Origin of the sequence: Actinokineospora auranticolor, assembly GCF_002934265.1 — a bacterium.
Lineage (GTDB): Bacteria > Actinomycetota > Actinomycetes > Mycobacteriales > Pseudonocardiaceae > Actinokineospora > Actinokineospora auranticolor.
Genome location: NZ_PTIX01000004.1, coordinates 79,112 through 104,831, shown reverse-complemented (window position 1 = coordinate 104,831; position 25,720 = coordinate 79,112). Strand labels below are relative to the sequence as shown.

Annotated in this window: 20 protein-coding genes; 1 reads left to right on the top strand and 19 read right to left on the bottom strand. The window is 72.8% G+C overall.

What is annotated here, in order from left to right:
• Window positions 1-30: 30 nt before the first annotated feature.
• The 9 genes from CLV40_RS08965 to CLV40_RS08925 all read right to left on the bottom strand — a co-directional run bounded on the left by CLV40_RS08965 (window position 31) and on the right by CLV40_RS08925 (window position 11,182).
• Window positions 31-1,140 carry a DegT/DnrJ/EryC1/StrS family aminotransferase gene (locus CLV40_RS08965; protein WP_104478400.1) on the bottom strand — a complete coding sequence of 370 codons (1,110 nt, stop codon included), beginning with the start codon at window positions 1,138-1,140 and terminating at the stop codon, window positions 31-33.
• On the bottom strand, window positions 1,137-2,114 hold the full coding sequence (locus tag CLV40_RS08960; protein WP_104478399.1) for an NAD-dependent epimerase/dehydratase family protein: 978 nt from the start codon (window positions 2,112-2,114) through the stop codon (window positions 1,137-1,139). The genes CLV40_RS08965 and CLV40_RS08960 overlap by 4 nt, the downstream gene beginning before the upstream one ends.
• 1 nt (window position 2,115) lies before the next feature.
• A complete protein-coding gene (locus tag CLV40_RS08955) occupies window positions 2,116-3,540 on the bottom strand; it encodes an NDP-hexose 2,3-dehydratase family protein (protein ID WP_104478398.1) in 1,425 nt (474 codons plus the stop codon).
• Between the two features lie 119 nt (window positions 3,541-3,659).
• Window positions 3,660-5,039 (bottom strand): cation:proton antiporter, encoded by a 1,380-nt coding sequence (locus CLV40_RS08950; RefSeq protein ID WP_104478397.1) that lies wholly within the window; start codon window positions 5,037-5,039, stop codon window positions 3,660-3,662.
• A 117-nt stretch (window positions 5,040-5,156) separates the two neighbouring features.
• The gene (locus tag CLV40_RS08945; RefSeq protein WP_104478396.1) at window positions 5,157-6,293 is read right to left on the bottom strand and encodes an alpha-hydroxy acid oxidase; all 1,137 of its coding nucleotides are present in this window, start codon (window positions 6,291-6,293) and stop codon (window positions 5,157-5,159) included.
• A complete protein-coding gene (hppD, locus tag CLV40_RS08940; protein WP_104478395.1) occupies window positions 6,290-7,354 on the bottom strand; it encodes a 4-hydroxyphenylpyruvate dioxygenase in 1,065 nt (354 codons plus the stop codon). Before hppD ends, CLV40_RS08945 begins: the two co-directional genes overlap by 4 nt.
• 32 nt (window positions 7,355-7,386) lie before the next feature.
• Complete coding sequence (locus CLV40_RS08935; protein ID WP_104478394.1) at window positions 7,387-8,577, bottom strand: cytochrome P450; 1,191 nt, start codon at window positions 8,575-8,577, stop codon at window positions 7,387-7,389.
• 14 nt (window positions 8,578-8,591) lie between these two features.
• Window positions 8,592-10,355, bottom strand: coding sequence for a non-ribosomal peptide synthetase (locus tag CLV40_RS08930; RefSeq protein WP_104478393.1), 1,764 nt, complete (start codon window positions 10,353-10,355; stop codon window positions 8,592-8,594).
• Entirely contained in the window at window positions 10,352-11,182 is an 831-nt protein-coding gene (locus CLV40_RS08925) for an alpha/beta fold hydrolase (protein WP_104478732.1), read from the bottom strand. The genes CLV40_RS08930 and CLV40_RS08925 overlap by 4 nt, the downstream gene beginning before the upstream one ends.
• A 270-nt stretch (window positions 11,183-11,452) precedes the next feature.
• Here CLV40_RS08925 and CLV40_RS08920 point away from each other — a divergent pair, with 270 nt between their 5' ends.
• A complete protein-coding gene (locus CLV40_RS08920) occupies window positions 11,453-12,739 on the top strand; it encodes an aminotransferase-like domain-containing protein (protein WP_104478392.1) in 1,287 nt (428 codons plus the stop codon).
• Window positions 12,740-12,833: 94 nt separating this feature from the next.
• On the opposite strand, the gene CLV40_RS08915 is transcribed toward CLV40_RS08920, so the two are convergent.
• The 10 genes from CLV40_RS08915 to CLV40_RS08870 form a co-directional block, all read right to left on the bottom strand.
• On the bottom strand, window positions 12,834-14,609 hold the full coding sequence (locus CLV40_RS08915; protein ID WP_104478391.1) for an ArnT family glycosyltransferase: 1,776 nt from the start codon (window positions 14,607-14,609) through the stop codon (window positions 12,834-12,836).
• Window positions 14,610-14,669: 60 nt separating this feature from the next.
• Window positions 14,670-15,494, bottom strand: a complete 825-nt coding sequence (locus tag CLV40_RS08910) for a PIG-L deacetylase family protein (protein ID WP_104478390.1) — start codon at window positions 15,492-15,494, stop codon at window positions 14,670-14,672.
• A 58-nt stretch (window positions 15,495-15,552) separates the two neighbouring features.
• Window positions 15,553-16,773 carry a glycosyltransferase gene (locus tag CLV40_RS08905; protein ID WP_104478389.1) on the bottom strand — a complete coding sequence of 407 codons (1,221 nt, stop codon included), beginning with the start codon at window positions 16,771-16,773 and terminating at the stop codon, window positions 15,553-15,555.
• A gap of 37 nt (window positions 16,774-16,810) precedes the next feature.
• A complete protein-coding gene (locus CLV40_RS08900) occupies window positions 16,811-18,043 on the bottom strand; it encodes a glycosyltransferase (RefSeq protein WP_104478388.1) in 1,233 nt (410 codons plus the stop codon).
• A 37-nt stretch (window positions 18,044-18,080) separates the two neighbouring features.
• A complete protein-coding gene (locus CLV40_RS08895) occupies window positions 18,081-19,262 on the bottom strand; it encodes a glycosyltransferase (protein WP_104478387.1) in 1,182 nt (393 codons plus the stop codon).
• Between the two features lie 43 nt (window positions 19,263-19,305).
• Window positions 19,306-20,778 carry a tryptophan halogenase family protein gene (locus tag CLV40_RS08890; RefSeq protein WP_104478386.1) on the bottom strand — a complete coding sequence of 491 codons (1,473 nt, stop codon included), beginning with the start codon at window positions 20,776-20,778 and terminating at the stop codon, window positions 19,306-19,308.
• A gap of 100 nt (window positions 20,779-20,878) precedes the next feature.
• Entirely contained in the window at window positions 20,879-22,099 is a 1,221-nt protein-coding gene (locus CLV40_RS08885) for a cytochrome P450 (protein ID WP_104478385.1), read from the bottom strand.
• Between the two features lie 132 nt (window positions 22,100-22,231).
• Window positions 22,232-23,269: a 3-deoxy-7-phosphoheptulonate synthase gene (aroF, locus tag CLV40_RS08880; protein WP_104478384.1), complete on the bottom strand. Its 1,038-nt coding sequence runs from the start codon at window positions 23,267-23,269 to the stop codon at window positions 22,232-22,234.
• A gap of 37 nt (window positions 23,270-23,306) precedes the next feature.
• Window positions 23,307-24,503, bottom strand: coding sequence for a cytochrome P450 (locus CLV40_RS08875; RefSeq protein WP_104478383.1), 1,197 nt, complete (start codon window positions 24,501-24,503; stop codon window positions 23,307-23,309).
• Between the two features lie 28 nt (window positions 24,504-24,531).
• A complete protein-coding gene (locus CLV40_RS08870; RefSeq protein ID WP_104478731.1) occupies window positions 24,532-25,677 on the bottom strand; it encodes a cytochrome P450 in 1,146 nt (381 codons plus the stop codon).
• Between the last annotated feature and the right edge of the window lie 43 nt (window positions 25,678-25,720).

The following is a 25,720-nucleotide window of genomic DNA, read 5'->3' as shown; positions in this document are numbered from 1 at the left end:
CCCGGCGGTCGGACCGCCGGGGACCGGTTGTCAGAGGGTGGACAGCACTTCGCGGACCGCGTGGATGACCTTGTCCTGCAGGTCGGTGGAGAGCGCGGGGTACATCGGCAGCGAGAAGATCTCCCCGGCCAACTTCTCGGTGACCGGCAGGGAACCGGTGGCGTAGTTGAGGTGCGCGAACCCGGTCATGGTGTGCACGGGCCACGGGTAGCTGATGTTGAGGTGGATGTCGTAGGCCTTGAGGCGCTCGATGATGTCGTCGCGCCGGGGGTGGCGCACCACGTACACGTAGTACACGTGCTCGTTGCCGGGCACGGTCTTCGGCAGCAGCAGGTCGGTGTCGCCGAGGCCGTCGACGTAGCGCTGGGCGACGGCCCGGCGGCCCGCCGTGTAGGCGTCGAGCCGCTTGAGCTTGCGGCGCAGGATCTCGGCCTGCACCTCGTCGAGGCGGCTGTTGTGGGCGGGGGTCTCCAGCGTGTAGTACGTGGTGTCCATGCCGTAGTACCGCAGCCGCCGCAGCTTCTTCTCCACCGCGTCGTCGGAGGTGATGGTGGCGCCGCCGTCACCGTACGCGCCGAGCACCTTGGTGGGGTAGAAGGAGAACGCGGCCGCGTCACCGGTCGAACCCGCGACCACGCCGTTCTGCCGCGCGCCGTGCGCCTGCGCGCAGTCCTCCAAAAGGGACAGGCCGTGCTTGGTGGCGAGTTCCCTCAGCGGGGCCAGGTCCACGCACTGCCCGTAGAGGTGCACGGGCAGCAGGCACTTGGTGCGCTCGGTGATCGCGGCGGCGACCTGGCTCGTGTCCATGAGGAAGTCGTCCTCGCGGATGTCGACGAAGACCGGGGTGGCGCCGGTGCCGTCGATGGCGAGCACGGTCGGGGCGGCGGTGTTGGACACCGTGATCACCTCGTCGCCCGGGCCGACGCCGAGCGCCTGCAGGCCGAGCTTGATCGCGTTCGTCCCGTTGTCGACGCTGACGCAGTGCCCGACGCCGTGGTACGCGGCGAACTCCTCCTCGAAGCCGCGCACGCTCGCGCCGAGCACGAGCTGCCCGGAGTTGAAGACCGTCTCGACCGCGTCCAGCAGGTCGAGCCGCTCCGCCTGGTATTCGGCCAGGTAATCCCAAACCCGCGTGGTCATGTGCGTACCCCTCCGTGAATTGGTGTCGTCAAAGCGGCGACCGTGCGCCGGATCCCCTCGGACAGCGGGATCTCCGGGCGCCACCCGGTGATCTCCCGGAACGCGCCGGAGTCGATGGTGATGCTCCGGGAGTCCGTCGCGGCCGCGTGCGGCGGCGGTGGCACGCAGGTCACCGCCACCGGCGGCCTGCCGGTGTGGTCGGACATCTCGCGGGCGACGAGCCCGAAGATCTCGCCCAGCTCGCAGCTGCGGTCGGCGCCGAGCAGCCAGTGCCCGCCCACCAGGGGGTCCGGCGTGGCCAGCGCCGCCGTGACCGCCGACGCGATGTCCGCGACGTGGACGAGGTCGCGGCGGACGGTGCCGTCCCCCCAGATGGTGAGCGGCTCGCCCGCCAGCGCGCGGCGGGCCATGGCGGTGACGACACCGCGGTCGTGGCTCACGCTGCCCGCCGCGGCCTCGCCGAAGACCGTGGACACCCGCAGGCTGATGCCGCGCACGCGGCCGTCGGCCGTGGCCGCCTTCAGCACCTGCTCCGCCACCAGCTTCTGCCGGTCGTAGGGGGTCACCGGGTCGTCGGGCTCGCTGCCGTCGATCGGTTCGCGAGGGGGCAGGCCGACCTGCGAGACGGTGCCGCAGTACACCACCACCGGTGGCGTCCCGCCGTGGGCGCCGAGGACGTCGACGAGGTCCCGCATCACGCCGACGTTGACGCGCTCGGCCCCCGGGGTCTCGGCCGCGCGCCACCCGCCCTCGGCCAGCAGCAGGTACACGACCGCGTCCGAGCCCGCGACGGCGTCGGCGAGCGCGGCGCGGTCGGTGAGGTCGGCCGTGACGACGGTCGTCTCGGCCAGGCCGCGCGCGGGGGTGAACGGCCTGCGCGCCACCGCGCGCAGCCGGATCGGCTGCCGCGCCAGAGCCCGAGTGACCGCGGCGCCTACGAAGCCGGACGCACCGAGGACGGTGACCAGTGCCATCTCAGGCACCCCCACGGGGCTGCGCCGCGGCGGCGTTGATGCAGGCGAGCAGCGTGCGGGCCTCGACGTTGAGGTAGTGCCCGTGCCGGGTGAGCGCGGTGAGCTGGGCCGGGGTGACCCACGCGTAGCCGGGCGGCGGGTCGGTGACCTCGTCCGCGTCGACCGCGAGGTACCGCGCCCGGACGTTGAGGAAGCGACCACCCTCCTCGGAGTGGACCGCCTCGTAGCGGATCCGCGACGGCGCGGCGTCCAGGACGAAGTCGAGGAAGGGCAAGCGGTCCTCCGGGGGCAGGTGCGCGTAGTTGGTCGGCGTGCACTGGACGGTGGGTGCCAACTCGACCGTGTCGACGAACCCGCCGTCGGCGCGGGCGTGCACCAGGACGTGGGTCACCCCGTCGATCTCGCGCACGAGGAAGGCGACGACCCCGTGGCCGACGGACTCCAGCAGCGGCTGCGTCCAGCTGATCTTCTCGCGGTTGCCGCCCTTCACCGCGACCGCGAGGACCTTGAAGTAGCGGCCGTCCTCGTGCTCGATCGCCTCGACGCCCTGCTTCCAGCCGCGCACGTCGGCGAGCGGGATGCGCTGGGCGCGCACGTCGTGGCGCGCGCGCTCGTTGGTGAACCAGGACAGCAGCTGCACGTCGGTGAACAGCGCCCCGGGAGCCGAGTCGTGGTAGGGCAGGCACGACAGCACACTGCGGGCGTTCATGTTGACCGTCTCGTCCTCGTGCATCAGCTGCGCGATCTGGCCGAGGGTGAGCCAGCAGAAGTCGTCCCACAGCGGCACGTCGTCCACCGTCTCGACGACCATGTTGCGGTTGGTCTTGCGGAAGAACCACGAGCCCTGCTCCGCCTGGAGCACGTCGACGATGACCCGTTCCGGGTCGGGCGGGGCGAAGTACTCGACGAGCTTGACGTTGGTGCCGCCGTGCGCCTTGGTGTAGTTGCTGCGGGTGGCCTGCACGGTCGGCGAGAGCTGCACCAGGTTCGGGTTGCCCGGCTCCATCTTGGCCTGCATCAGGAAGTGCAGGACCCCGCCGAACTCCTTGCCCAGGATGCCGAGGATGCCGACCTCGGGCTGCTTGATGACCGGCTGCTGCCACTCGCGGTAGGGGCCGTCGCCGTGCGGTCCGTCGTGCTCGACCACGTGCAGGCCCTCGATGGTGAAGAACCGCCCGCTGCGGTGCACGATGTTGCCGGTCGCCCCCTCGAACCCCCACTGGTCCAGGTCCGCGAAGGGGATGCGCTCGACGTGGAAGACGTTGGCCGCGCGGCGTTCGGCGATCCACGCGCGGACGTCGGCGGTGCGCATGTGCACGCCGTCGGTGGTCGCGGCGGACAGCGCGACGCGGTCCGCGTGGTGGTGGTCGTCCCGGGCGCGGACCGCGCCGGGTGGCTCAGAGTACTGCCGCGTCAAGGGAATCATTGCCGAACCCACCCCTAAGTTCTGATCTGCTTCGCGGGCACCCGATCGGCCTCGTGGCGCGGCCACCACCTCGCACCCACCGCTCCCGGCGGACTTCGCGAAGGTAGCCGCGGCCGTTCTCAGCGGTCCAGTTCGTCCAACGGCCGCGCGGGCCCCGTCCGTCCTGAGTGGACTTCCTCGGTCCGACCGGTCCAGGCCTGGTGCTGGGCCTCGCGGACCTCCTCCTCGGCGGTGTGCTCCACCCTGGCCATGGCGAACCGCAGGATCGGCGGCGCCATCAGCGAGGTGACGATCGCGACCAGGATGACGATCGTGTAGACCTCCACGCTGAGGATGCCGATCCGGAGGCCGACCATGGCCACCACGATCCCGATGACCCCGCGGACGTTCAGCCCGGCGCCCAGCGCCAAGCCCTCCCACCGGTTCAGGCCGCTGAGCCGCGCGCCCGCGTACGCGCCGGCGAACTTCCCGGCGATCGCCAGGGCGAGCACCGCCAACCCGGTGAGCAGCACCTCCGGCCGGACCAGTGCGGTGAGGTCCATCCGCAGCCCGGCCGTGGCGAAGAACAGCGGGGCGAGCACCGACAGGACGACGGTGCGCAGCGGCGCGAGCTTCGCGGGGTCCACCCGGCCCGCCGAACCGATCAGGATGCCGCAGACGAAGGCCCCGAAGATCGCCTCCAGGCCGAGGGCGTGCGTGCCCGCCCCCGCCAGGACCAGCAGGACCACGGCGGTGGCGACGGTCGGGCCGGGACCGTCGGCCTTGGCCGCGACCCGCAGCGCGCCCCGGACCAGCGGCCTGCCGAGGGTGGCCGCGAAGGCGACGATGGCGACCAGGTACCCCAGGGAGGTGAACACGGTCCCGGTGGACACCGCGTTTACCGCCATCGCGCTGACGACCGACAGCATGAACCAGCCGAAGACGTCGTCGATCACCCCCGCGGTGAGGGTGAGCTGGCCGATGTTGCGGTGCAGCAGCTTCATGTCGATGAGGGTCCTGGCGATCACCGGGATGGCGCTGACGCACAGCGCCACACCGAGGAACAGCGCGAAGACCGTGGTGTCGGTGCCCTCCGGGATCAGCGTCCCCGGCAGCGCGTAGCCCGCGCCGATCCCCAGACCGAGCGGGACGACCAGGCCGCCGGCGCTGACCCCGGCCGCGGTGGCGCCGCGCCTGCGGACCAGTCCCAGGTCCATCTGCATCCCGGTGATGCCGACCAGCAGCAGGACTCCCAGCTGCCCCACGGCGTCGAGCAGGTGGTACTGCTCCGGTACCGCCGGGAACAGCCAGTCGTGCACCGCCGGGGCGGCCCAAGCCAGCAACGACGGGCCGAGCGCCACCCCGACGAACAGCTCGCCCACGACCGCGGGCATGCCGAAGCGGGTCGCGAGTCGGCCGAGCACGACGGCGAGCAGCAGCAACAACCCCACCTGGAGCAGGAACACCAGGAGGCCGTGGGCCGCGATCGGCGGTATCGGCGCGGCGAGCGACGGGAGCATCGTTCCCCTCCAGGGAAAACCGTTGCGGGCACGACCGGGACGCGTGGTCCGCACCCTGAGCGAACAGGCAGAGATCGACATCGGGCAACTGTCCATGCGCCGGGCGCCCGCGGCGCCTCAGCGGTGCCGGGGCGCCGTCGTGCGCAGGTCGCGGACCGCCGCGACCGAGCGGCAGCCCGCCAGGCCCAGCGCGTCCCGGAACTCGGCGGCGAGCAGGTCGAGCGCCTGCCGGACGCCGTCCTGGCCCGCCGCGGCCAGCCCCCACATCACGGGCCGCCCGACGAGCACGGCCGACGCGCCGAGCGCGACCGCCTTGAGCACGTCCCCGCCGGACCGGACTCCCCCGTCGAGCAGCACCTCGCAGCCGCCCGCGACCGCGGCGGCGATCTCGCCGAGCACGTCGACCCCCGGCACGGCGCTGTCCAACTGACGACCTCCGTGGTTGGACACCACGATCCCGTCGGCGCCTGCCTGCACGGCCCGCCGGGCGTCCTCGACGGCGAGGACGCCCTTGAGCACCACCGGGAGGTTCGTGCGCGCGCGGACCGCGGCCACGGAGTCCCAGGTGGCCGGGGCGAACTCGCGCGCGGTGTGGTCGGCGACGGCCGAGGCGCCCCGGGTACGGCGGTGCGCGGCCGTCCCGGCGTCGAAGTTGGCCGCCGTCACCCACTCCGGGAGCGCGAAGCCGTTGCGCATGTCGCGCAGCCGCCTGCCCATCCACGGCACGTCCACGGTGAACACGATCGCCTCGCAGCCCGCGTCCTCCGCGCGGCGCACGAGGTCCAGGCAGCGCCGCTCGTCGCGCAGCCAGTACAGCTGGAACCACGGCCTGCCGCCGACGGCCGCGACCTCCTCCAGCACGACGCTGCTCAGCGTGCAGATCACGTACGGCACGCCCGCGTCCCGCGCCGCGCGCGCCGCCGCGAGTTCCCCCTCGGGGTGGAACAGCCGCTGGTAGGCGACCGGCGCGACCGCGACCGGCAGCGCGGCGGACCGACCCAGCACCTCGACCTCGGTGCCGCCACCGGTCAGGTCGCGCAGCACCCGGGGGATCACGTGGATCCGCTCGAACGCGGCGCGGTTGGCCGCCACGGCCGCCTCGGCGCCGCTGCCCCCGGCGAGGAAGTCCCAGATCTCGCCGGGGAGCACGTCCCGCGCCGCGCTCGCCAGGTCGGCCAGGGACAGGGGGGTCGAGCCGGGACCGGCCAGGCCGGGCTCGGCCGGGCCGTGGTTGGTCAGGCCGGAGCGGGTCATCGCCGAGCGGCGCCGAACTCGCTCTGCCCGGTGCGCTCGAGTTCCACGGCCTCGTACAGGGCCTTGATGTTGGAGCTGCCGAAGGTGCCCGCGCCCTGCCGCTCGATGACCTCGAAGAAGATCGTGTGCCGCGGGTGGGTGGAGGCGGTGAAGATCTGGAACAGCTGGCCGCCGTGGTCCTCGTCGGCGAGCACGTTGGTCGACCGCAGGTCGTCGAGGGTGTGGGTCTGCAACGTGATCCGCTCACCGAGCAGGTCGTAGTAGGCGCCCGGGGTCTTCAGGAACTCCACCCCGCGCCGCGACAGCGCGCGGACCGCCTGGACCGCGTCGTTGCTGTTGAAGGCGATGTGCTGCACGCCGGGACCGTGGTGCTCCTTGAGGAAGTCGTCGATCTGCCCCGGGTTGGCGCGCGTGTCCGGCTCGATCAGGGTCAGCGTGACCGCGCCCGACGCGCTCTGCACGACCGTGGAGTTCATCGCCTGGGCGCCGACCACGATGTGCTCTTCGAAGATCTGCCGGAACCCGAGCGCGCGCTCGTAGTACGCGACCGTGGGGCCGAGGTCGCCCGCGGTCAGGCAGACCGCGAAGTGGTCGATGCCCAGCAGGTCCACGTCCGCGCCACCGGGACCGGACGCGGCCTCGCCCTCGCGCTGGACCAGGGTGTGCACGACGTCGCCGAAGCCGCCGATGGTGGCGGTGACGACCGGACCGCGCTCGGCGTCGACGCGCCGCTCCGGCTCGCGGACGGGGTCCGCGCCCGCCCGCACCGCGGCGTCGAAGGCGGCGACCACGTCGGTGGTGCGCAGCGCGATGTCGGCCACGCCCTCCCCGTGCGTCTGCAGGTACGCCGCGCCCGGGTGGCGGTCCGAGATCGGTTCGGTGAGGACGAGCGTGATCGACCGCTGTCGCAAGGTGACGCTGCGGTGGTCCGCGGACCGGTCGGTCCCGGCGACGGTGAACGCGTACTTGCCCAGCCAGCCGGACACGGCCACTTCGAGGTTGTCGACGTACATCTCCACGTAGTCGATCTCGAAGTCCTTGGTGTTTTCCTTGGCAGTCATGGTTTTCCTCCCTCAGATGGGTCGTTCTTCGGTCATCGACCGGTGAACCGGACCTGGAGTCGGCTGTACCCCTGCACGACGATCGCGCGCAGCCAGGTCGGTTCGGCCAAGAGTTCTACTGTGGACACCCGCTCAGCCAGCTCCCGCAGCACGACCGCCAGCTCGATCCGAGCGAGCGCCGAACCGAGGCAGTGGTGCACGCCGTGGCCGAAGGTGATGTGCCGGTTGGGTGTCCGGTCGAGGCGGAAAGCCTCGGGGTCGTCGAACTCGGCGGGGTCTCGGTTCGCCGCGGGCAGCCACGCCACCACCGGCGTGCCGGGCGGCAGGTCCTGGCCGTTGACCGTGGTGTCGGCGGTCGTCACCCGCAGCACGTGCATGGCGGGCGAGGTCCAGCGCAGCACCTCCTCCACGGCCGCGTCGACGTCCGCGCTGCCGTCCCGCAGCCCGGCCAGCAGGCCGGGCACCTCGGCGAGCGCGTGCACCGCGCCGGTGATCGCGTGCCGCGTGGTCTCGTTGCCGCCGATCAGCACGTTGTCGCAGTTGAGCAGCACGTCGTCGAGGTCGAGGCCCTCGTCGGTGAGCAGCGTGCTGACCAGGTCGTCGCCGGGGCGCGCGCGGCGCGCGCTGATCAGCTCGTCGAAGTAGACGAGGATCTCGGTGTGCGCCTGGCGCGGGGTCATCCCGTCGAACAGCTCGTCCTCGCCCCCGAACGCGTGGTTGGTCAGGTCGATGAGCATGTCCTGGTCTTCCTCGGGCACACCGAGGATGTCGCACACGACCGCGGCGGGGATGCGCGGACCGATCGCCGTCGCCACGTCGCACACGCCGCCGTCGAGCGCCCCGTCGAGCACACCGCGCACCTCGTCGCGCACCCGGTCGGCGAGCTTGCGCGCCGACGCCCGGGACAGCAGCGGGCCGACCAGCTTGCGCAGCCTGCGGTGCCGCTCCTGTTCGGACACGACCATCATCCGGCCGCCCGAGGTGTCCGGGTGGTCGCGGTCGAAGCCGATCATCATCCCGTACTCGGAGGTGAACGGCGCGGACGGCGCGAGGACGGCGGCGCACGCCCGGTGGGAGAACACCGACCAGAAACCGGTCGGCGAACTCCCCGGCCCGCTCCACACCACCGCGTCCTCGGCCGCGTACGCGCGCCAGCGGTCGTGCCGGTCGAGAGTCGTGTAGAGGTCCGGGTCGCCGAGATCGATGGCCTTCGTCGTCTGCATCTGCGGTCTCCAGGTCACGTCTGCGCGCCGTCGAGCACCTTGGCGAGCTGCGCCACGGTCGGCGCGTCGAAGAAGGCCTGCACCCGCAGCCGGATGCGCAGGTGCTCGCGGATGCGGCTCACCAGGCGGGTCGCGAGCAGCGAGTGGCCGCCGATCTCGAAGAAGCTGTCCTCGACGCCGACGCTGCCCACGCCGAGCACCTCGGCGAACAGCTCGGCCAGCCGGATCTCCGTCGGCGTGCTCGGCGCCCGACCGGTCAGCACGCGCTCGGTGGCCACCCCGTCGGGGGCGGGCAGGGCGGCGCGGTCGACCTTGCCGTTCGGCGAGGTCGGCAGGCTCGGCAGGTCGACGACCACGTCGGGGACGAGGTAGGCGGGCAGCCGCTTGCGCAGCGGCAGCAGGAGGTTCTCGGTCGACACGCGCGCACCGGCGGTGCCGACGACGTAGGCGACGAGCCGGTTGTCGTGCTCGGTGACGACCGCCTGGGCCACCCCGGCCACCGCGAGCAGCGCGGACTCGACCTCACCCGGTTCGATCCGGTGGCCGCGCACCTTCAGCTGGTCGTCGACGCGGCCGACGAAGACGAGCTGGCCGTCCGGGCGCACCCGCACCCGGTCGCCGGTGCGGTACATGCGCGACCCCGGGACGCCGAACGGGTCCGGCAGGAACCGCTGCGCGGTCGCGGCGGGCCTGCGCAGGTAGCCGCGGGCCAGGCCGGGGCCGGTCGTGTACAGCTCGCCGACGTCGCCGTCCGGGACCGCGCGCAGCCGGTCGTCCAACACGTAGGTGTGGACACCGGTGATCGCCCGGCCGATCGGGGGCGTGCCGTCGCCGGTCAGCGGTTCGCTCGCGGTCACCGCGACCGTGGCCTCGGTCGGCCCGTACGCGTTGATCATGACCCGGTCGGCGGACCAGCGCTTCGCCACCGGGGCCGGGCACGCCTCGCCCGCGACCAGCAGGGTCAGCCCGGCGGGCAGGCCACCGGCCTCCGCCAGCGGCGCCAGCGCGGACGGCGGCAGCGTGACGTGGGTGATCTCCTGCTCCCGGACCAGCCGGGCCAGCGGTTCCCCCGGCACCAGGTCGGGCGCGGGGGCCAGCACGAGGCAGCCACCGGCGGCCCACATCGGCCAGAACTCGGCGACAGCGGCGTCGAAGCTGGGCGAGGCGAAGGCCAGCAGCCTGCTGTCCGGCAGCAGCCGCTGGCGGCGCACGTAGTCCGCCGCCAGGTTCGGGATGCCCTGGTGCGTGACCACCACGCCCTTCGGCGTCCCGGTGGAGCCGGAGGTGTAGATGACGTACGCGGGGTGCTCGGGCCGCAGCGGGCGGATCCGGTCGCGGTCGTCCAGGTTCGGCTCGGACCCGCCCGCCTCCCGCACCACGGCCATGACGACCGGCGCGCCCGCCACGTCCTGCCCGGGCAGGCACAGCAGGCAGTGCGCGGACGTGTCGTCCAGCATGTGCCGCTTGCGCTCCTCCGGGTAGTTCGGGTCGACGGGCACGTACGCGCCACCGGCCTTGTGCACGGCCAGCATGGCGACGACGAACTCGATCGACCGCGGCATCGCCAGGGCGACCAGCCGCTCCGGGCCGACCCCGTGCGCCACCAGCCTGCGGGCGAGGAGGTTGGCCTCCGCGTTCAGCTCGGCGTAGGTCAGCGAGGTGCCGCCCATCGCCACGGCGGGCCGGTCGGGCACCGCGGCGGCGATCGCCTCGAAGAGCGCGGGCGTGGTGCGCGCCGCGGGGATGGCGTGCTCCACCAGTGCGATCGTGCCGGTCATGCGAACTCCCCCGGTCGCGGGTCGGACTCGGCGCGCAGGAACTCGACCACCTCGCGGTTCACCGCGTCCGGGTTCTCCAGGTAGCCGAAGTGCCCGCATCCCGGGACCGTGCGGTGCGTCGCACCGGGGATCGCGGCGGCCAGCTCCCGCCCGGCGGCGGGCGGCGCCACCAGGTCGTGCTCGAACGAGATGACGTGGCTGGGCACCTTGATCGCGCGGTACGCGTCGAGGCGGTCGGGCAGCGCGCTCAGCAGCAGCTGCGCCCGCACGCCCGGGCCCCACGAGCCCGACGCGGCGAACAGGTCGAGCCAGTCGGCGGCGAGGTCGTCGTCGGCGAGCGTGTCCGGCCCCAGGTTGTGCATCGCCCGGATCGCGGCGTGCAAACCCGGCGGCAGCGCGGTTCCCCGCGCGATCAGCTCCGCCTCCCCCTCGGCGAGCACCCGCTGGACCAGGCTGCTGCGGCCGCACGCCGCCATCAGCACGACCGCGTCCACCAGCTCCGGGTGGGCCAGGGCCAGCTCCTGGGCGATGTAGGCGCCCATCGACGTGCCGACCACGTGGCACGGCGCCACCCCGAGGTGGTCGATGAGCGCGACCACGTCCGCGACGAGGTCATCGATGGTGAAGCCCGCCGCGCCGTCGTCGCTGGGCGGGATCCCGCGGTTGTCCATGGTGATCACCCGGAACCCGGCGGCGCGCAACGCGGGCACCTGGTGCAGGTCCCACACGGAGCCCGCGGCCCCGGTCCCGGTCAGCAGCAGCACCGGTGGACCGCCGCCGTGGTCGTGGTAGGACAACCGGATCCCGTTCTCGGTTGTCATGAGCATGTTGGTCCTTCCCCCCGCGGATTCGGCGTCCGCCTGCGCGAGCGGCGCGGCCAGGGACACAAATGATGTCTGAATAGGACGTCCACCCCGGACTTGAATTCGGCGGACCGGTCCTCCCCGCGTGCGGTGGCGCACTCGACCAAGACTACCTCCGGTATCCGCGGTCGTCGTCGGTGTCCATCGGCGATTCCGTGAATTCCTTGCGGTGTGGCCGAAAAGCCGCGTGCAGCGGCCTTGACACTTCGACGGTGTACGGAAATCCTCACGTACATGGACCCGAATGCGCTGTCCGCCCAGTTAAGCACAGAAACACTGCACGGATCACTCACAGATCCGGCCATCTCATCGATGAACCTGCTCAACGAGTTGATCGATGATTACCCGAAGGCCATTTCCATGGCGGCGGGCCGACCGTACGAGGAGTTCTTCGACGTCCGCCTGATCCACGAGTACCTCGACGCCTACTGCGACCACCTGCGGCGCGACCGGGGCCTCGACGACGCGGCGGTCACCCGCACGCTCTTCCAGTACGGCACCACCAAGGGCGTCATCGCCGACCTGATCGCCCGCAACCTCGCCGTGGACGAGGACATCGAGGCCGCGCCGGAGTCCGTGGTCGTCACGGTGGGCGCCCAGGAGGCGATGTTCCTGGTGCTGCGCGCGCTGCGCGCCGACGAGCGGGACGTGCTGCTCGCGCCCGCCCCCACCTACGTCGGCCTGACCGGGGCGGCGCTGCTCACCGACATGCCCGTCCGTCCGGTCCGGTCGACCGCGAACGGCATCGACCCGGAAGACCTCGTACTCCAGCTCAAGCGCGCCGAGGAGGACGGAAAGCGGGTACGGGCCTGCTACGTGACGCCCAACTTCGCCAACCCCACCGGCACCAGCATGGACGTGCCCGCGCGCCTGCGGCTCCTCGAAGTCGCCGCGGCGCACGACATCCTGCTGCTGGAGGACAACGCGTACGGGCTGCTCGGCACCGACCGCCTGCCGTCGCTGAAGTCCCTCGACCGGTCGGGGACGGTCGTCTACATCGGATCGTTCGCCAAGACCGGCATGCCCGGCGCGCGGGTCGGCTACGCGGTGGCGGACCAGCGGGTCGCCGGGGGCGGGCTGCTCGCCGACCAGCTCTCGAAGCTCAAGGGCATGTTGACGGTGAACACCTCCCCCATCGCCCAGGCGGTGATCGCGGGCAAGCTGCTGCTCAACGACTTCAGCTTGGTGCAGGCCAACGCCCGGGAGATCGCGGTCTACCAGCGCAACCTGCGCCTGACGCTGGCCGCGCTGGAGCGGGGGCTGGGCGGGCGCCCCGGTGTCGGCTGGAACACCCCGACCGGCGGGTTCTTCGTCACGGTCACCGTGCCGTTCGCCGTGGACGACGAGCTGCTGGCGCTCGCTGCCCGCGACCACGGCGTGCTGTTCACGCCGATGCACCACTTCTACGGCGGGAAGGGCGGGTTCACCCAGCTGCGGCTGTCGATCAGCCTGCTCACCCCGGACCTGATCGAGGAGGGCGTCTCGCGGCTCACCGACCTCATCACCGCGCACCTGCCCTGACTGACCCGATTGCCCTGACTGACCTGAACCGATCGGTCCGCCACCCGGTCGCCCCTTCCTCCGGGACCGCTGCGGTCCCGGAGGAAGGGCCCGCCTACACGGAACCGGAGGCGGGCCCGGCGTTGGCGTCGAAGGAGTTCCCGGAGTACTCGGCGTCGAGCACCGAGAACGCGTAGGTCGCGGGCGCGGCCAGCACGGCCGCGACCCCGAGCACGAGCCCGGCCTTGACAAGACCGCCGGACGCCGTCCGGCGCACCCGCCCGAGGACCAGTGCGGCGACGGCGAACACGCCGAGCGCCACCATGATCCACAACGCCCAGGTCAGGAACTTCGGGTAGTGCGACCAGAGCCAGCCTGCCCAGGCTGTCTGAACGGCGACCACGGCGGGCAGGACCCACGCTCGGGCACCACCGCTCCGGTAGGCCCGCCAGAACAGCACGAGCCCGTAGCCGGTCAGGGCGGCGATCGGGGGCGCGAGCGAGGCCGCGTAGGCGGTGTGCGGGACGAAGCTCAGGCTGAGGATGACGCCGAAGGTCAGCAACCACACGCCCCACACCACCAGACCGCCCCGCGCCGCGTCGGTGCGCTCGGCCCGGCGCGACCAGCGGAACCCGAACACCAGGGTCAACAGCGCCAGCGGGAACAGCCAGGCGATCGCGACGCCGAGGTGGCCGTCGAACAGCTTGTACCACTCCAGCGCCGGGTCCGGCCTGCTCTCCGCCTTGGACGGGTGGTCCGGGGTACCGCCCGCCATCTGGCCCGGCGACCCCTGCGGTCCCCCTTCTCCGCCGCCCTCCTGACCTTGCCCGCCTTCCTGGCCCGGCCCGCCCTCCTGACCGCCCTGCGCGCCTTCCTGACCCGGCCCACCTTCTTGGGCCTGCCCGGCTTCCGGACCCGGCCCGCCTTCCTGAGCCGGTTCGCCACCCTCACCCGACGAGTCCCCGTCCTCGGGCAGGCCGTTGATCACCGGGCCGGTCCTGGCGACCTCGGCGCCGGGCAGCTGGATGCCCACGCGCCCGAGTCCGTTGTAGCCGAACACCATGGCGATGGCGCTGTTGTTGGTGCTGCCGGTGATGTAGGGCCGGTCGCTCGCCGGGGTGAGGGTGTACAGCGCGACCCACGACACCGACACCACCAGCGTCACCAACCCGGCGACCCCCAGGTGCTTGAGCCTGCGGCTCACCGCGCCCGGCGCGGTCAGCAGGTAGCCGAGCGCCAGGGCGGGCAGGACCACCCACGCCTGCCCCATCTTCGCCTGGAACCCCACGCCGATCCAGACACCCGACCACACCAGGGAACGCAGCCGCCCCTCGAGCACGGCCCGCTGGTAGCAGTCGGCGGCGAGCAGCAGGCACATGATCAGCGCGGCGTCCTCCATGCCACGGCCGAACAGGGACGCGCACACCGGGGTGATGGTGAGGACGCCCGCGGCGAGCAGGCCGGGCGCCACGCCCGCCCACCGCCGCACGACCCGGTACATCACCAGCACCGAGACCACGCCCTCGATCACCTGCGGCAGCGCCAGGGACCACTCGTGGTAGCCGAAGATCCGGGCCGAGATGGCTTGCGGCACAAAGGATCCGGCGAGCTTGTCGAGGGTGTGGGTCGAGTTCGCGTCGACGGCGCCGTAGAAGAACGCCTTCCAGCTCTCGGACATGGCCCGCACGGCGTCGGAGTACAGCGGCGCGTAGTCGGCGCGCCACAGGTTCCAGCCGTAGAGCACCGCCGCCACCGCCGCGATCCCCAGCAGCGCGGGCCGCGCCCACGGCGGCTGGTCCGCGGGCGAGCGCCACACCGCCCAGCGGCTGCTCCGACCGCCTGGCGCGGGGTCCTGGTCCGGCGCGGGCCGGTCAACGAGTGTTTCGGTCATCCCGGTACCTCCGGAGCGCGGGGTGCGAGTGTCATCGGTCGGGTCCTGCGGTGGCGGTGCTCAGCTGTCGCCCGCGCCGCGCGAAACCGGCCAGGTCGTCTCGCCGTACCCACCGCGCGGCGAGCTCTTCCGAGCGTGCTCGTCCAGCAGCGCGAACAGGTCCTTGTTCGGCCCGTCGAGCATCAGCAGCTGGGACGTGTAGTACTTCAGGGACTCGAACTTGCGGGTCCGCGATTCTTCCTCCACCGCACCGAATTCGGCGTCGCCGAGGTGGAAACCCGCGGGGAGTTCCACCTCGTCCGAGCCGAATGTCGCATGTGGGAGGTCTTCCCACAGCCGCACCGGGATGCCGCGCTCCCCGGCCACGGCCAGCGCGGCGTCCCGGGTGATCCGGTTGTCGACGTGGGCGTTGATGGCCGCGCAGGTGACGACCAGCGTCGGCACGACCTCGGCGACGACCGCTCGGATGTCGTCCTCGACCGCCGCGCGCAGCTCGCGCTCGTGCTCCGGCGAGTGCTCGTCGATGCGCAGCTTCGCCTTGCCCGCCACGTTCTCCGCCAACCACCGGCCGTCCGGCAGCCTGCGGTAGATCGAGTCGAGGAACCGGCCGTGCCGGTGCGCCGCGCCCAGGTGGTCGAGGGCGGCGGCGTCCTCCGCCCGGCGGACCAGCGACGCGTCCTGGTCCGGGGCGAGGCCCCAGAGTTCGTGCAGCCGTTGTGCCGCGGCGGAATACGGCGGCGACGCGCTGCCCGCGAACACGGTGTGCACGAGCACGTCCGCGCCATCCCGCCCCGCCTGGGCGAGACCCGCGCCGTAGGACAGGACCGCGTCGTCCAAATGGGGGGATACCGCCAGGAACCGGACCTGGCCGGAAGCTTGAGACATGGCCACCACCTTGGTGATCGCGGTGCCGCGTTACAACAGGCGCGACCTGGACAGCCGCTCACGCGGAGACTGTCGGCTTCTCCCGGTTGACCACGTCGAAGAGCAGCCGCGCGGCCACGGAGGTGCCGTCGGTGCGCATCGTGCCCGCGACGGCCGCCGCGCGGTCCCGGGTCTCGGGGGCCAGTGCCGCGGCGAGCGCGGCCGACAGGGATTCGACCGTCGTGGTCAGGCTGTCGTGCACCACCCCGATCCCCAGCTCCGCCGCCCGGCCCGCGTGGTACGGCTGGTCGGTGCTGCGGGGCACCAGTACCTGGGGGACGCCCGCCCGCGTGGCCACGTGCGTCGTGCCCGCGCTGCCCGGGTGCACGACGGCGGCCACCAGGCCGAACAGCACCTGGAGGTTCACCTCGCTGACGACGAAGCAGTCGGCGCCGTCGTCCGGTCGGGCCAGGTCGGCCCAGCCGCTGGAGAGGATCACCCGGCGGCCGTGGCCGCGGATCGCCTCGATGGCCGCCCCGGCGGCGTCGTCGGTCCCGGTCGTGCTGCCGAAACCCAGGTACACCGGCGGTTCACCGGCGTCGAGGAAGTCCACCAGCGGACCGGGCAGCGGCCGCTCGTCCGGCAGTACCCACACCCCGGTCTGCACGGCGTCGAGGTCCGGCGGCAGCGGGGCCAGGACCGGGTCGGCGGCCAGCCACGGCCGGTCGGCGTAAGCGTGGTCGAAGGCGTTGTCCACCGGCGGCAGGCCGATCGCGGCCCGGTTGGCGTTGAGCGGCTCGCCGAAGCGGCTGTGGAAGCGCAGCCTGCGCTGCGCCCACAGCACCCCGTTGTCGGTCACGCCCGGCTCGGTCCGCTCGTCCACGGGCGGCACGTGGTGCCGCGACGGCAGGTAGACCGGGCTGTAGGCGGCGTAGGAGTACGGGATGCCCCGCTTCTCGGCGACCGACCGGACCGCCGCGGCGGCAGCCAGTTCCCCGGTCGCCACCACCACGTCGCACCCCTCGGCGGCCGCGGGGACCCGCTCGAACTGCATGGCGACCGCCCCGGCCTCCAGCCTGCGCTGCTCCTCGGGGGACGGCGGCGGCGTCCCGTCCCGCAGCACCACGCGCTGCGGGAGGCCGACGGGCACGTGCGGCACGCCGACCTCGGCCAGCCGCTCCGCGGCGAAGGGCGGCGCGCACACCCGCACCCGCGCGTCGAGTGCCCGCAGGCGCACCGCCAGTGCCACCAGCGGTTCGACATCGCCGCGGCTCCCGGACGTCGACAACAACACGCGCATCTCGCATCTCCTGTTCAGGTGGGGCGTCCCGGGCGGTTCACGCCGAGGCGGGCCGCTGCTCCCGGTCGACCGCGGCGAGCACCAGGGCGGCCGCCACGCGCGCCCCGTCGACGCGGACGGCGTCCGCCACGGCCGCGGCGCGCGCCCGGGTCTCGGGGGTCAGGGCCGTGGTGAGCGCGGCCTCGAGGGAATCGGGGGTCGGGGTCGGGCCGTCGTGCGCCGCGCCGATCCCCAGTTCGACGACCCGGGCGGCGAAGTAGGGCTGGTCCGCGATCTGGGGCACCAGGACCTGGGGCGCGCCCGCCTTGGCGGCCGTGGTCGTCGTGCCCGCGCCGCCGTGGTGGACGACGGCGGCCACCCGGCCGAACAGCAGCTGGTGGTTCACCTCGCCGACCGCGAAGCAGTCGTCCTGGCCGTCGGGCGGGGCCAGATCGGCCCAGCCACGGGAAAGGACGACCCGGTGCCCCCGCGCGCGGACCGCGTCGACCGCCACCCGGGCGGCGTCCGCGTGCGCGCGCATGCTGCCGAAACCGACGTACACCGGCGGCGGACCCGCGGCCAGGAACGCCGCCAGGTCGGCGGGCAGGGGCCGGTCGTCGGGCAGGACCCAGGCGCCGGTCTGCACGGCGTCGAGGTCGGTGGGCAGCAACGGGGCCAGGGTGGGGTCCGCCGACAGCCAGGGGTGGTCGGTGTAGCCGAACCCGTAGATGTCGGTGACCGGCGGCAGGCCGATCGCGGCCCGCTGCTCGTTGAGCGGGGTGCCGAAGCGCCGGAAGGCGCTCTGGCCGTTGCGGTGCCACAGCGCCGCGATGTCGGTGCCCTCCGGCGCGGGTGGTTCGCCCAGGGGTGGCGGCGGCGGGTAGTGCGGCGACGGGAGGTAAATCGGGCAGTGGAAGGCGTAGAAGTACGGGATACCCAGCTTCTCGGCGACCGACCGCACGCCGACGGCGGCGGCCAGCACTCCGGTCGCCACCACCGCGTCGCACCCCTCGGCGGCCGCCGGGAGCCGGTCGAACTGGGTGGCGATGACCTCGGCGTTGAACCGGAGCATGTCCTCGGGGGTGGGCGGCTTCCGGTCCGCCGCGCGCACCGGCGGCCGTGCGGGCGGGCCGACCGGCACGTGCGGCACACCCACCTCGGCCAGCCGGTCCGCGCAGTCCGGTGGCGCGCTCACCCGGGCTTCCGCGCCGAGATCCCGCAGTCCCACGGCCAGGGCCAGCAGCGGTTCGACGTCACCCCGGCTCCCGGACGTCGACAGCAGCACCCGCATCAGGCGTTCCCCGCTTCCGTGGGTCGTGGTCCGCGGTTCACGCGGGAACCGGCGGCTGGTCCACGCCCGCCGCGGCGAACAGCAGCGCCGCGGTCACGGACGTCCCGTCGGTGCGGATCGTGGCCGCCACGGCGGCGGCCCGGTCGCGGGTGTCCGGGGTGAGCGCGGTGGCGAACGCGGCCGACAGCGCCTCGGGGTCCGGGATCGGACCGTCGAGCGCGACCCCGACGCCCAGTTCCGCCACCCGGTCCGAGTAGTAGACCTGCGCCACGTCGTTGTCGATGACGTGGCGCAGCACGACCTGGGGGACGCCCGCCAGCGTGGCCACGAACGTCGTGCCCGCGCTGTCGTGGTGCACGGCGGCGGCCACCCGGCCGAACAGCGCCTGCAGGTTGACCTCGCCGATGGCGAGGCAGTCGTCCCGGTCGTCGTCCAGGGCCAGTTCGTCCCAGCCGCGGGACAGGACGACCCGGCGACCGTGGGCGCGGGCCGCGTCGACCGACGCCCGCGCGGCGTCCGCCGATCCGGACGAGCTGCCGAACCCCACATACACCGGCGGCGGGCCCGCGGCCAGGAACGCCTCCAGTTCGGCAGGCAGCGACCGCTGGTCGGGCAGCACCCACGCGCCGGTCTGCACGGCGTCCAGACCCGCGGCGGGTGGGGCCAGGACCGGGTCCGTGGCGAGCAGCGGGTGGTCGGTGTAGCCGTAGTCGAACAGGTCGCGCACCGGCGGCAGCCCGATCGCGGCCCGACCGGCGTTGACCGGGTCGCCGAAGTGCCGGTCGGCGCCCTCGTTGTACAGGTCCCGCTGCTCCTGGCTGCGCGCCGACGGCAGGTGGTCCGGGCTGAAGATCGTGTAGAAGTAGGGCACGCCCAGCTTCTCGGCCACCGACCGGGCGACGACCGCGGTGGGCAGCAACCCGGTCGACACCACCACGTCACAGCCCTCGGCCGCCGCGGGGACCGCGTCGAACCACTCGGCGACGACCTCGGCCACCACCTCGACCGCCCCGGGCGGCGGCTCACCCGGACCGCGCGCGCCCGCGCGCACCGGCCTGCCGACCGCCACCATCGGCACGCCGACCTCGGCGCACCGCTGCGCGTAGTCCGGCGGCAGGCACGTACGCACCTGCGCGCCGAGCTCCCGCAGCCGCACCGCCAGCGCCACCAGCGGTTCGATGTCCCCGCGTGACCCGCACCCGGTGATCAGCACGCGCATGTCGCATCCCCTGTTCGGTAGGTCATCGGCCGACGCGCCGGTGTCAGGCCGGGTGGTAGGGCAGCCACTTCATCCCGTCGGGCGAGGTCACCAGCCCACCGGGGAACAGCGGCACCTCGGGCTCGGCGTCCGCGCCGAGCAGCGCCCGCACCTGCACCTGGCCCGCCTCCTGCATGGCCTGCTGGACCACCTGCGACTTGAACATCGGCACCATGCTGTCCTCGCCGCCCGCGATCTGGTCGACGGCCGCGGCGAACTCCGCGCTGCGCTCGGTGATCCGGTCGGCGGCGGTCAGCGCCGTCTCACCGGAGGAGACGCCGCCGATCAGCTCCACAAAGGACTCGATCTCGGTGCTGGTGTTGTTGGTGACCTTCTTGGCCTGCCAGAAGTACGAGTCCTCGTTGACGTTCATCTGGTAGAAGGACACGAGGAACTCGTAGAACACGCCGTACTCGCGGCGGTACCGGGCCTCGAACTCGTTGAGCGCGGTCTTCTCGTCCAGGTCGCCCGCGAGCACGCTGTTGATCGACCGGGCGGCCAGCAGCGCGCTGTAGGTCGCCAGGTGCACCCCGGAGGAGAACACGGGGTCCACGAAGCACGCGGCGTCGCCGACCAGGACCATGCCCGGCCGCCAGAAGGTCGTCTGCTGGTAGGAGTAGTCCTTGCGGACCCGCAGCTCGCCGTACTCGCCGGTGGTGACCCGGGTGGCGTCGGCGAGGTACTCCGAGATCAGCGGGCACTCGGCGATCAGCGCGGTGAGCGCCTTCTCCTGGTCGCCCTGGATCTTCTCGGCGTCCTCCCGGCGCACCACCGCGCCGACGCTGGTCAGCGTGTCGCTCAGCGGGATGTACCAGAACCAGCCGCTCTTGAAGGCGACGCTGAGGATGTTGCCCGAGGTCGGCGCGGGCAGCCGCTTGCCGCCCTCGAAGTAGCCGAACAGCGCCAGGCTGCGGAAGAACTCCGAGTAGTTCCGGGTACCGCCGACGCTGTGGTACAGCCTGCTCTTGTTGCCGGACGCGTCGATCACGAAGCGCGCCGACACCTCCCGCTCGACGCCGTCGGGGTCGGTGTAGCGCAGGCCGGTGACCCGGTCGCCCTCCTCCAGCACGGCGGCGACCGCGCAGCCCTCGCGCACCTCGACGCCCTTGCGCTTGGCGTTGTTCAGCAGGATCTCGTCGAACCGCGCCCGCTCGACCTGGTAGGCGAAGGACGTCGCGCCCGCCATCTTCGCGGAGAGCCCGAAGTGGAACGTCCACGGCTCCGGGCGGGCGCCCCAGCGGAACGTGCCACCGCGCTTGATCGGGAACCCGGCGGCGGCCAGCTCGTCGGCGACGCCGAGCATCCGGCACACCCCGTGCACCGTGGCGGGCAGCAGCGACTCACCGATCTGGTACCGGGGGAAGACCTCCTTCTCCAGCAGCAGCACCCGGTGCCCCTGCATGGCCACCAGCGCCGCCACGGTCGAGCCGCCCGGCCCGCCACCGGCCACCACCACGTCGAACTCTTCCACCGACATATCCCACCATTCCTCGATCGAGTGCGAATCCGTTGTGGCCGACGGCAAACCGCCCGCGCTCAGGCGCCGACGGGAGCTTCCCCGAATACCGGTCCGTCCACTACCAGGTGACCGGGACCCGGTCCGGGCAGTCGACGAACGCGTTGCGGTACTTCACTTCCTCGACGGGCACGGCCAGGCGCAGCCCGGGGAACCGCTCCCACAGGGTCTGGTACGCCCGGCGCAGCATCGCCCGCGCCAGCGCGGCGCCGACGCAGTAGTGGATGCCGTGCCCGAAGCCGACGTCCGAGACCGAGCCGCGGTTGGCGTCGACGACGTCGGGGTTCGGCGTCAGCGCCGGGTCGCGGTTGGCCATGAGCACCGAGCAGAGGACGTAGTCCCCCGCCTTGATCAGCTGCCCGTCGATGACGACGTCCTTGAGCGCCAGGCGCGGGTTCGGCCCCTGCACGGGCGACAGGTACCGCACCAGTTCGTTGACCAGGCGGTCCGCCTTCTCCGGGCCCTCGAACAGCAGCGGGATCTGGTCCGGTTGCCCCAGCAGCGCGAGCACCCCGAACCCGATCATCCCCGCGACGGTCTCGACGCCGCCGAGGACCAGGGCCGTGCACAGGCCCTTCAGCTCGTCGTCGGTGACGTTGTCGCCGTGCTCGCGCACGAGCCCGCCGAGGAAACCCTCGTCGGGTTCCGCCCGCTGGCGCGCGATGAGACCGCTCAGGTACCGGTTGAACGCCGCGCTGTCGGCGGCCCGCGCCTTAAGCCCGCGACCGAGGTCGACGTTGCGCCGGATCCGCCGGACGAACTCGCCCCGGTCGTCGCGCGGGATGTCGAGCAGTTCGCAGAGCACGCCCGCGCCGACCGGGTCGGCGAAGAGGCCCTGGAGGTCCGCGGGCGGTCCGGCCGCCTCCATCATCTCCAACCGGTCCTCGATGAGGCGCTGGATCGCGGGTTCCATCGCGCGGATCCGCCGGACCGTGAACTCCGGTGTCAGCATCCGCCGCAGGCGCGTGTGCTCGGGCGGGTCGTAGGTCGAGATCTGCCCGACGAACTGGGTCTCCACGTGCGCACCCGAGTCGCCGTGGGTGAACCGGGGTCGCGTGGTGAAGTTCTCGTGGTCTCCCAACACCTTCCGCACGACGTCGTAGCCGAAGGCCTGCCAGACGTAGTCCCGGCCCAGTTGGGCGGACGCCTCGCCGACGATCCGGAACAGCGGGCCGTGCGCGCGGAGTCCCACGTTGTCCGCGTGCGGGTCGCAGTTCGTCCGGTGCTGGAAGTTCGCGGGCTCCCGCACCAGCGGCGCGACCGCGTTGCTGCCGTGATCCATACCGAGCGGAAGCCCCTTCATCGACCCGACCTCTCCGGCGATCCAGTCTCACCCGCGGTCACGCGGGACGTCCAGCACCGCGCCGTGGACAACGCGGTGCGCGTTCCCTTGCCGGACAGGCGAAGCACGCGATCACGCCACCAGGCTCGCGGCCGCGGCGAGCTGGCGGCCGATCATCGGCGGGAACGCGCGGACCGCGTGCGCGAGTTCGGCGAGGTCGTCGGCGACCAGCGCCTGCGGACCGTCGCAGAGCGCCTCCTCCGGGGCGGGGTGCACGTCGATGATCAGGCCGTCCGCGCCGACCGCCATCGCCGCGCGCGACAGCGGCAGCACGAGTTCGCGCCTGCCGCCGGAGTGCGACGGGTCGATGATCACCGGCAGGTGGGTCAGCCCCTGCGCGACCGGGACAGCGGAGATGTCGAGGGTGTTGCGGGTGGTCGTGTCGAACGTCCGGATGCCCCGCTCGCACAGCACGATGTCGAGGTTGCCGCGCTGGGCGACGTACTCGGCGGCCATCAGCCACTCCTCGATCGTGGCGTTCAGGCCGCGCTTGAGCAGCACCGGCTTGCCGCAGCCGCCGACCGCCTGCAGCAGCGCGAAGTTCTGCATGTTCCGGGTGCCCACCTGGAGCATGTCCGCGTACCGGCTCACCAGCGGCACGTCGTGCGCGTCGACGACCTCGGTCACCACGGGCATCCCCACCGCCTCGCGCACGTCGGCCAGGATGCGCAGCCCGTCCTCGCCGAGCCCCTGGAAGGCGTACGGCGAGGTGCGCGGCTTGTAGGCGCCGCCGCGCAGCAGCGCCGCGCCCGCCCGCTGGGCCATCCGCGCGGCGGCCAGGGTCTGCTGAGGGGTCTCGACCGCGCAGGGCCCGGCGATCAAGGTCATGGTGCCGGGGCCGATGGGCACCCCGCCCACGCGGATCACCGAGCGCGTCGGGTGGTTCTCCCGACTCACCAGCTTGTACGGCACCGAGACCCGGAGCACTTCCGCGACACCGGGTTTGCCGTCGAGGCCGAGTGTTTGGAACCGGTCGATGTCGCCGACCAGCCCGACGATCGTCCGGCTGACGCCCCGGCTGATGAACGCCGACCCGCCCGCCTTCGCCACGATCGAGACGACCGCGTCGGTTTCCTCGTCGGACGCACCGGGCGCCATCACGATGACCATTCGCTTCTCCCTGGGAAAGTGTGCGTGCCCCGGCGACTCACCAGGCGACCGGCAGTTCGGTCAGCCCGTAGGCCGGGGTGGTGAGCCGGAACCGGGGTTCCCGCTCGGGATCGGCCAGCCGCAGCGCGGGGAAGCGCCGCCACAGGGCCGTGTAGACCGTGCGCAGTTCGAGCCGGGCCAGCGCGGCGCCCAGGCAGTGGTGGATGCCGTGCCCGAACGCGACGTGCGGGACGGACTCGCGGGTCACGTCGAGCCGGTCCGGGTCCGGCACCAGCGCGGGGTCGCGGTTGGCGGTGGGCAGCACGAGGATGACGGTCTCCCCCTGCTTGACCAGCTGGTCGCCGAGGACGACGTCCTCCATGGCGGTCCGCGGCGTCGGCGCGTAAGGGACGGTCAGGTACCGGATCAGCTCGTCGACCGCCCGGTCCGCCGACTGGTCGTCGGCGCGGAAGGCGGCGGCCTGCTCGGGCTCGCGCAGCAGCGCCAGCACGCCGAGCCCGATCATGCCGGAGATGTTGTCGTCACCCGCCAGCATCACCTGCACGCAGAAGCCCCGCAGCTCCTCGTCGGTGGCCGTGCTGCCGTACTCGGAGATGACGGCGCCGATCAGCCCCTCGCCGGGCTCCGCGCGCTCCCTGGCGATCATCGCCAGCAGGTACCGCGAGAACGCCTCCCCGGCCGCGGCCCGCCGCTTCTGGCTGCGCGAGGCGTCGAGGTGCGCGTGGCACAGCTGGAGGAACATGGCGCGGTCGTCCCGGGGCACGCCGATCAGCTCGCACAGCACGGCGCCGGGCACCTGGTCGGCGACGTGCTCGACCAGGTCTGCCGGGGAGCCCGCGGACGCCATGGCGTCGAGGCGCTCCTCGACGATCTGCTCGATGGCGGGCCCCAGGCGCTTGAGCTTGCGCACGGTGAACCCGGGGGTCAGCTTCTGCCGGAGCCGGGTGTGCTCGGGCTGGTCGTAGTCCATGAGGTTGCCGACCAGCTCGCGCGGCCGGAACGTGCCCTGCCCGCCGATCTCGTCGCGCGGGTCCCAGCGGCGCCGGGTGCTGAACCGCTTGTGGTCGCCGAACACCTGCCGGACCAGCGCGTGCCCGGTGGCCATCCAGTGCGTCTCGGCGTCCGCGCCGGTGCCGACGGTGACCCTCGTCAGCGCGCCCGCGGCGCGCAGTTCGTCGGCCGGGTCGAGGTCCTGCCTGCGGATGTGCAGGGGGCGCGGGTCGTCGTCGCTCAACGGGAGGTCCTTTCTGCCGGTCCGGGGGTCACCAGTCGAGCGGGAGGGCTTCGACGTCGAACGGCGGTGGCCCCAGCCGGATCTCGCGGTCGGGTTCGGCCAGCCGCAAGCCGGGGAAGCGGTGCGCCAGCGCCGGGAGCGCCACCCGGAACACCAGCTCGGCCAGCGGCCTGCCGAGGCAGTGGTGGACGCCGTGCCCGAACGCGACGTGCGCGGGCTTGACCCGGGTGATGTCGAACCCGTCCTCGGGGCCGGGGAAGTCGCGGCGGTTCGCGGCCAGGAAGGAGGGGGTGACGGTGTCACCCGCCTTGACGGGGCAGCCGCCGATGCGCACGTCCTCCAGCGCGACGCGCGGTGTGGTCTTCTCGTCGCTGGTCAGGTACCGGGTCACCTCGTCCAACCAGTCCGGGGCGGCGTCCGGGTCGTCGCGCAGCAGCGCGAACTGGTCCGGGTGCTCGACCATCAGCCACGCGCCCGCCGCGAGGTAGCGGGCCACCTGGTCGCCGCCCGCGCCCATGACGAACGCGGCCACGCCCTTGAGCTCCGCGTCGGTGATGTCGTCGCCGAACTCCCGCACCACGACGCCGAACATGTCGTCGCCGGGGTCGCGGCGGGTGCGGGCGACCATCTGCTCCATGTAGGTCCAGAACTTGTTGCCCGCCGCCACGCGCCGCTTGCCGGACCGCTCTGACCGGCTCGCGTGCAGCGCGCGGGAGAGGCCCACCTGGTCGTCCCGGGGGATGCCGAGGAAGTCGCAGGTCACCGTTGTGGCGATGGGCCAGCCGAAGCGCGGGACGAAGTCCACCGGGCCACCGGTGTCCTCGATGTCGTCGAGCACCGCGGCGACGATCTTCTCGACCCGCGGCCGGAACCGCTGCATCCGCCGCGCGGTGAACGGCGGCGTCACCATCCGGCGCAGGCGGGTGTGCTCCGGCGGGTCGTACTGGGTGAGGAAACCGGGCCAGGTGCGGCCCGCCGCGGTCCCGCCGTAGAGCAGCTTGGCGCTGAACCGGTCCGAGCCGAGCACCTGCCGGATCTCGTCGTACCCGGTGGCGAGCCACGCGGTCCGCCCCTCGGGGGCGTCCTCGACGCCCAGCACGCTCATCGGCCCCTCGGCCATCAGCGCCCGCAGCTCGGGGACCGGGTCGAACCGGTCCCGCCGGTGCAGGTCCATGCCCCGGCTCACGTTGATCTCCTCGAACGTGTCCCGGACAACG

What these genes read in the sequence shown, in the direction of transcription:
- CLV40_RS08965 (WP_104478400.1), bottom strand. Translation starts at nt 1,140, where the DNA reads ATGACCACGCGGGTTTGGGATTACCTGGCCGAATACCAGGCGGAGCGG.
- CLV40_RS08960 (WP_104478399.1), bottom strand. Translation starts at nt 2,114, where the DNA reads ATGGCACTGGTCACCGTCCTCGGTGCGTCCGGCTTCGTAGGCGCCGCG.
- CLV40_RS08955 (WP_104478398.1), bottom strand. Translation starts at nt 3,540, where the DNA reads ATGATTCCCTTGACGCGGCAGTACTCTGAGCCACCCGGCGCGGTCCGC.
- CLV40_RS08950 (WP_104478397.1), bottom strand. Translation starts at nt 5,039, where the DNA reads ATGCTCCCGTCGCTCGCCGCGCCGATACCGCCGATCGCGGCCCACGGC.
- CLV40_RS08945 (WP_104478396.1), bottom strand. Translation starts at nt 6,293, where the DNA reads ATGACCCGCTCCGGCCTGACCAACCACGGCCCGGCCGAGCCCGGCCTG.
- hppD (WP_104478395.1), bottom strand. Translation starts at nt 7,354, where the DNA reads ATGACTGCCAAGGAAAACACCAAGGACTTCGAGATCGACTACGTGGAG.
- CLV40_RS08935 (WP_104478394.1), bottom strand. Translation starts at nt 8,577, where the DNA reads ATGCAGACGACGAAGGCCATCGATCTCGGCGACCCGGACCTCTACACG.
- CLV40_RS08930 (WP_104478393.1), bottom strand. Translation starts at nt 10,355, where the DNA reads ATGACCGGCACGATCGCACTGGTGGAGCACGCCATCCCCGCGGCGCGC.
- CLV40_RS08925 (WP_104478732.1), bottom strand. Translation starts at nt 11,182, where the DNA reads ATGCTCATGACAACCGAGAACGGGATCCGGTTGTCCTACCACGACCAC.
- CLV40_RS08920 (WP_104478392.1), top strand. Translation starts at nt 11,453, where the DNA reads ATGGACCCGAATGCGCTGTCCGCCCAGTTAAGCACAGAAACACTGCAC.
- CLV40_RS08915 (WP_104478391.1), bottom strand. Translation starts at nt 14,609, where the DNA reads ATGACCGAAACACTCGTTGACCGGCCCGCGCCGGACCAGGACCCCGCG.
- CLV40_RS08910 (WP_104478390.1), bottom strand. Translation starts at nt 15,494, where the DNA reads ATGTCTCAAGCTTCCGGCCAGGTCCGGTTCCTGGCGGTATCCCCCCAT.
- CLV40_RS08905 (WP_104478389.1), bottom strand. Translation starts at nt 16,773, where the DNA reads ATGCGCGTGTTGTTGTCGACGTCCGGGAGCCGCGGCGATGTCGAACCG.
- CLV40_RS08900 (WP_104478388.1), bottom strand. Translation starts at nt 18,043, where the DNA reads ATGCGGGTGCTGCTGTCGACGTCCGGGAGCCGGGGTGACGTCGAACCG.
- CLV40_RS08895 (WP_104478387.1), bottom strand. Translation starts at nt 19,262, where the DNA reads ATGCGCGTGCTGATCACCGGGTGCGGGTCACGCGGGGACATCGAACCG.
- CLV40_RS08890 (WP_104478386.1), bottom strand. Translation starts at nt 20,778, where the DNA reads ATGTCGGTGGAAGAGTTCGACGTGGTGGTGGCCGGTGGCGGGCCGGGC.
- CLV40_RS08885 (WP_104478385.1), bottom strand. Translation starts at nt 22,099, where the DNA reads ATGGATCACGGCAGCAACGCGGTCGCGCCGCTGGTGCGGGAGCCCGCG.
- aroF (WP_104478384.1), bottom strand. Translation starts at nt 23,269, where the DNA reads ATGGTCATCGTGATGGCGCCCGGTGCGTCCGACGAGGAAACCGACGCG.
- CLV40_RS08870 (WP_104478731.1), bottom strand. Translation starts at nt 25,677, where the DNA reads ATGGACCTGCACCGGCGGGACCGGTTCGACCCGGTCCCCGAGCTGCGG.